Source organism: Deltaproteobacteria bacterium (genome assembly GCA_016183175.1).
Taxonomy (GTDB): domain Bacteria; phylum UBA10199; class UBA10199; order UBA10199; family SBBF01; genus JACPFC01.
The window spans coordinates 1-5,662 of sequence record JACPFC010000119.1 but is presented as its reverse complement, the minus strand read 5'-3'; the positions used below and the strand labels follow the sequence as shown (position 1 = coordinate 5,662).

The window sequence follows — 5,662 nt, the reverse complement described above, 5'->3', positions numbered from 1 at the left end:
CGGAGGTCAATCGTTCTGATTTTCAGGTTTTTCTCACACAGGGAGTGGAGATCACGGCGTCCCTCTTCGATCAAAGAATCGATTTCCGGGACACACCGACGTGTATAAACACCCGGCAATGGCGACGGCCCATCGTCTTTTTGAAGAAGAGTGACGTCGGCATCTCTACTTTCTTCCCAGAGTTTTTCGATGATTGCCGGCTGGATAAACGGCATGTCAACGGCAATGACGAAAATCCTGTCCGCATCGATGGCGCGCCAGACGCTCTTAAGGGCGGCCAGCGGTCCTTCGAGCGGCATCTCATCCTCGATCACGGGAAGGCCGAGCGTCCTGAGTTTTGTTCGCGGCCCCGACAGCATGACATCAAAGCTGGAGGCTTTAAGCGCATCGATGGAGATTTGAATCAGCGGCTTTCCCTGAAAGGGCGCCCAGACCTTGTCGCTCCCGAAGCGTTTGCTTTGCCCACCGGCCAAGATGACGGCAATCTTAAATCCCCCTTTTTCCCCCTTTTTCAAAGGGGGAGAATTTGTAACCCCCCCCTTCCCCGACAGGGGCCCCTTTCGGGGTGTAAAAGGGGGGTTGGGGGGGATTTGAACTTCCGCACAATGACATTTGACCCACTCGCTGTCTGCATTCATATAATGTTCTTTCTTCCATATCGGCGCCCTTTGCTTCAGCTCGTCAATGGCATATTGGCAGGCCGCAAACGCCTCGGCGCGGTGGGGCGACTGGACGCCGATCCAGACGGCGACATCGCCGATTTTCAAAGGGCCGATGCGATGAACGATTCTCGCTTCTTTTACGCCGAATTTTTCCACCGCCTCGGAGCCGATGGTCTTGAAAACCTTCTCCGCCATCGGGGCATAGGCCTCGTAGGTCAGGCCCGTTACTTTTTTGCCCTCGTGATGATTCCGCACCTTGCCGACAAAGGTGACGACGCCTCCGCAGGAAGGGTCGTTCAAATCTCGTTCCAATTCGTCAGTTGGAATGGGCTTGTCTGTGATTTGGTTTTTGTTTCTCATTTGTGACATACGCACCTACGCACTTACGCACTTACGCACTCACGCACTGTTTTTTTACCCTCCCGCCACGGGGGGGATAAAAACCACCTCGTCTCCCTCGTGAAGCAATGCCTCCTTTGACGCGTATTCTTCATTTACGGCCACGCGCAAAAACGATTGCATCTTTTCCCGTTCAGATTCCTCCGGGAATAATCGCGTGAAAATATCGGCCACCTGCGGCAGACGTTGAAACTCAAGGACATCGGATTCTTTTCCGAATCTGTCCTTCAACTGGGCAAAATAGCGGATGGTAATTTTCATCGCTTGTCCTTTATGGCAGATAGAAGACTTCAACCTCGTCTCCTTCTTTCATCTCCGTCGCATCCGCCGGCACGCAAATCAGAATATCCGCCTCTGCCATCGCCCCAAGCAGGTGAGAGCCCTGGCCTTTCAGCGGCTCCGCAAGACTCTCACCGTTTTTTTCGACTGTCTTTCCCTTCAAGAAATGGGTCCTTGCATCCTTCTTGAGGAACTTGCGGGATAATTTCAGTTGGCCCCGTTTGAGTTCGGGGCGCGGGTCGCCCATGAGCGTCAACAGGGCGGGACGGATGTAAAGATAGAAGCAGACGAAAACGGCATACGGGTTTCCCGGAAGGCCAAAGACAAGTTTCTCGCCGAGAGTTCCGACAAAAAGAGGTTTGCCCGGCTTTTGCGCCACCTTCCAGAAAAGTTGGATGACCCCCAGCTCATTGAGAACCGTTCGGGTGTGGTCATAATCGCCGACCGAAACGCCGCCGGTGACGATGATGATGTCGGAATCTTCCAAGGCCGCAACCAATCGGCCGTGAATGAGTGTTGGGTCGTCTTCAATGACGGCGTTTCGATTGGGGGAAATGCCGATTTCGGCAAGGGCGGCTTTCAGCATGACGGAGTTGGACTCCAGAATTTTTCCGGGCTTCAATGCCTCAATGGAAGAAACAAGCTCATGGCCCGTGGCAATAATCGACACGCGCGGTCTTGGTTTTACCGCCACGTTGTGGATGCCGAGGGAGGCGAAGAGTCCGGCCACTCCCGGCGTTATTTTTGTGCCGGCCGGCGTCGCTTTGTCTCCGGTTTTAAAATCCTCCCCTTTTTTCCGGATATTTTCTCCCGGCTCCACCGCTCGCACGATTTGAATGGTGCCGGCATTTTCCGCCGTCTCCTCTTTTTTAATCACCGCGTTGGCGTGAAGAGGGATCGGGGCGCCGGTCATGATGCGAATCGCGGCTTGCGGTGAATGGAGATCGATCGGGGGATCGCCCGCCTTTGTTTCACCCGCAAGAGTCAGCGTGAGAGGCTTATCTGGTGATGCATTGATGGTGTCGGCCGACCGGAGGGCAAACCCGTCCATGGCCGAGTTGTCGAAAAGTGGAACTGAAATGGGAGCCAAAATCGGTTCGGCGGTGACCCGTCCGAGCGCTTCGGACAGCGGGATCGTCTGGCCGTCCGTGGCGGGGAGTTGTCGGAGCCGTTCCCCCAGCAATTTTTTGGCTTCTTCGAACGAAATCATAAAAATCCCCAAAAGATTTTGGCCGCCACGGAGAGGATCAGAATGGCGGTGATACGCTGGAGATGAACGGGCGCCAATTTTCCGAGACTCAAACGGGTGCCGATTTGTCCTCCGAGAAAGACGGCAATGACAAGAGGAACCATCAAGCCCGCGGGCTCAATAAATTGAGCCCCTACATTCTTGCTGAACTGGCCGATCAATCCCGCCAGTGAATTAACAAAGATGAAAAAACAGGACATGGCGGCAATCTGCCGGGCGTCGCCCCATCGGAGAAAATAGAGAATTGGCGCCAGAAAAATACCGCCGCCGAGTCCGGTCAGGCCGGAGAGGAAGCCGAGAGCGGCGCCGAGGGGAAGGGTAATGGTTCGATGGTGCGATAGTGCGACAGTGCGATAGTTGGGATCAGAACCATCGAACGATCGAACTGTCGAACGATCGAACCGTTTTACAAAAAGAAGCCGCAACCCCGCGCACATAAGCGAAATGCCGAGAAGGATGAGAAAAAGAGTCTTGCCGACGGGAAGCATTCCCCCGACATACGCCATAGGCACCGACGCCGCGGCAAAAGGGATGACGGCCTTAAAAGACAACTGGCGGTTCTTTATATAATGACAAAGCCCCCCCGATACGACCACGAGATTGCAAATCAGCGCGATCCTCGGGATCTGTTCAAAGGGAAAGGCAAAAAGCACCAACAGGGCCAGATAGGTTGACCCGCCGCCGAAACCGACACTGGAATAGATCAGTGCGGTCAGAAAAAAAAGCGGAATCATGAGGTAAATCGTGCTTTCCATATAAAGTTCTTACGTTTTTAACGTACGCACGTAAGCACATACGCACTTACGCACATTCAATGTCCTCCTCCCCCCATCATCTTGTAGCTGTGCAAAACGGCGGGGAAAATTGCGTCGAGCGATTCTAAAGTGCCGCGGGATGAACCGGGGAGATTGATGATCAGCGTGGGGCCTTTCAGGCCGACAAGGCCGCGTGAGAGCATGGCGTAGGGGGTTCTTTTCTGTCCAAACTGCCGCATGGCTTCAGCCACACCGGTGACTTCCCGGTCAATCACTTCGCGCGTTGCCTCCACCGTCAGGTCCCGTGGACCCAGGCCGGTGCCGCCGGTGGTGACAATGAGGCGAAATCCTTTTTCCGAGAGCGCGAGCAGTTCTTTTTTGATCTGCTCCTTTTCATCCGGCAGAACGACATATTCGATATTCTCGATTCCCAGCGACGCAAGCCTCTCGCGGATGATTTTGCCCGATTTGTCCTCCCGAACCCCTTTGGCGGTGCCGTCCGAGGTGACAATGACGGCGGCCCGCAGATCTTTGGGGATCTTTTCTTTGAAATCCGATTTGCCGCCGCTTTTTTCAGTCAGCCGCGTCATGATGATTTCCATCTCTTTGTCGATCGGTTTGCACATGTCGTAGATCGTGAGCGCCGCAATGGCGGCGGCGGTGAGCGCCTCCATTTCAACGCCGGTTTTCCAGATGGTCTTCACCAGCGCTTTAACGCGAATGCCATTTTCCAAAAATTCAAAATCGACCTTCACGCCGTCCAACGGCAGGGGATGGCAGTAGGGGATCAGCTCCGGTGTTTTTTTGGCGGCCAGAACGCCGGCGGTTCGCGCCAATTCAAGCACATCGCCTTTGGGCGTCGTCTTCTCCTTTACCCGCTTGAGTGTTTCAGGGTTCATGGAGATAACGCTCTCGGCGACGGCGATTCTCAAGGTTTCGATTTTGTCATCGGTAAAAAACATTTTATCCTCCCAGCATTCTGATTTTCGGCAATTCCCTGTATTGTGTTTTCCCCAGATATTCCTCATGCCCCTTGGGTTTCTTCCAGACCCCTTTTCGGATGAGATCGGCAATTTCATCATCGGCGGCTCCGCTCCGGAGCGGTGTGCGAAGGTCAATTTCGAGGGGGGAAAAAAGGCAGAGACGAAGCCCTCCCGTGGAAGTCAGGCGCAGACGGGTGCATGTGCCGCAAAACGGTTCGCTCATGGAGGCGATGAATCCGATCCGTCCGGGGCCGTCTTTTACCTGATAGGTTTCGGCGACGTTCTCGTCACGCGGCAGAGGGACAAGATCCATTTCATCAAACACCCAACTTTTGATGCCCTTGAAAGGGGCGACCAGTTCCGGCTTATAACCGGTGCCGCAAAGGGGCATGAATTCCAGAAAGCGCACTTCGAGGGGGTAATTTTGCGCGAGGCGGCAAAAATGGACGACCTCATCGCGGGTCAAATCGCTCAAGGCCACCGCATTGATTTTGACTGCAAGTCCCGCTTCGAGCGCGCGCGTCACGCCCGAGAGCACCTCCGGAAGTTCGTCTCTTAACGTAATCCGCGCAAAACGCTCGCGGTTGAGGCTGTCGAGGCTGACATTGACGGTGTTGAGGCCCGCCTCTTTGAGGGGAAATGCCAGATCAGCCAGAAAAGAGCCGTTAGTCGTCAGGCCGAGCTCGCGGAGTCCATCAAACCGCGAGAGAGAAGAAACCAGATAAACAATTCTTTTTCTCAAAAGAGGTTCGCCTCCCGTAAGACGGATTTTGTTGACGCCGAGCGAGACAAAAATGCGGGCGAGCCGTTCTATTTCCTCGAGGGTTAAAACTTCGGCGCGCGGAAGAAGCTTGATTCCCTCGGGAGGCATGCAATAGACGCAACGAAAATTGCACCGATCGGTGAGGGAAATACGAAGATAGGTCAGATTACGGGCGTATGAGTCATGAAGAACAGTCATCTCATTCCCCTTTCCAATTCATCTCCGCCTCAGGCGGAGAATCGGGAGGCCGGCCCGTTTCCGGGCCGGCCCGTCGGCCGGCATTTCATCAGTTGACCAAGGAGGATCGCCTGTTAGAGACGCCGGCTCGAGGAATTACAAAAGCAATGTAAAATAAACCCGGTTTTGCCACCATGCGGGGAGTCATAAACAAACCTGATCTTCATCATGTTCGTTTCAGGACAATTTCCCCGTCCTTTTCAAAAATTTCGTAGACTTTTACTTTTTCGCCCGCCTCTGCCCCGTTTCCCGTGGCCAGATCGAATTGATGTCCATGGTAGGGGCAGATGACCTTGCGGGAATCGCAAACCCCTTCGGCCAGAGGGCCATTGCGG

The 5,662-nt window shown here is 54.3% G+C and carries 7 protein-coding genes and 1 riboswitch; all 7 genes read right to left on the bottom strand.

The annotated features are described in order from the left end of the window. A partial coding sequence (locus HYU99_11340) for a molybdenum cofactor biosynthesis protein MoaE (protein MBI2340938.1) occupies positions 1 to 1,022 on the bottom strand: 1,022 nt, incomplete at its 3' end. A gap of 54 nt (positions 1,023 to 1,076) precedes the next feature. After that, positions 1,077 to 1,322, bottom strand: a complete 246-nt coding sequence (locus HYU99_11335; protein MBI2340937.1) for a MoaD/ThiS family protein — start codon at positions 1,320 to 1,322, stop codon at positions 1,077 to 1,079. A gap of 10 nt (positions 1,323 to 1,332) precedes the next feature. Next, entirely contained in the window at positions 1,333 to 2,550 is a 1,218-nt protein-coding gene (locus HYU99_11330; protein ID MBI2340936.1) for a molybdopterin molybdotransferase MoeA, read from the bottom strand. Continuing rightward, complete coding sequence (locus HYU99_11325) at positions 2,547 to 3,344, bottom strand: sulfite exporter TauE/SafE family protein (GenBank protein MBI2340935.1); 798 nt, start codon at positions 3,342 to 3,344, stop codon at positions 2,547 to 2,549. Before HYU99_11325 ends, HYU99_11330 begins: the two co-directional genes overlap by 4 nt. Positions 3,345 to 3,400: 56 nt before the next feature. Next, a complete protein-coding gene (locus tag HYU99_11320) occupies positions 3,401 to 4,306 on the bottom strand; it encodes a bifunctional molybdenum cofactor biosynthesis protein MoaC/MoaB (GenBank protein ID MBI2340934.1) in 906 nt (301 codons plus the stop codon). 1 nt (position 4,307) lies between these two features. Next, positions 4,308 to 5,288, bottom strand: coding sequence for a GTP 3',8-cyclase MoaA (gene moaA / locus HYU99_11315; protein ID MBI2340933.1), 981 nt, complete (start codon positions 5,286 to 5,288; stop codon positions 4,308 to 4,310). Then, positions 5,279 to 5,433, bottom strand: a riboswitch (molybdenum cofactor riboswitch). It overlaps the preceding gene by 10 nt. A 60-nt stretch (positions 5,434 to 5,493) precedes the next feature. Further along, positions 5,494 to 5,662, bottom strand: a 169-nt coding sequence (locus HYU99_11310; protein ID MBI2340932.1) for a Rieske 2Fe-2S domain-containing protein, incomplete at its 5' end; no start/stop codon positions are given.

Excerpts from the sequence above, each read along its gene's own strand:
- HYU99_11335 (MBI2340937.1), bottom strand. The coding sequence starts at position 1,322 with ATGAAAATTACCATCCGCTATTTTGCCCAGTTGAAGGACAGATTCGGA.
- HYU99_11330 (MBI2340936.1), bottom strand. The coding sequence starts at position 2,550 with ATGATTTCGTTCGAAGAAGCCAAAAAATTGCTGGGGGAACGGCTCCGA.
- HYU99_11325 (MBI2340935.1), bottom strand. The coding sequence starts at position 3,344 with ATGGAAAGCACGATTTACCTCATGATTCCGCTTTTTTTTCTGACCGCA.
- HYU99_11320 (MBI2340934.1), bottom strand. The coding sequence starts at position 4,306 with ATGTTTTTTACCGATGACAAAATCGAAACCTTGAGAATCGCCGTCGCC.
- moaA (MBI2340933.1), bottom strand. The coding sequence starts at position 5,288 with ATGACTGTTCTTCATGACTCATACGCCCGTAATCTGACCTATCTTCGT.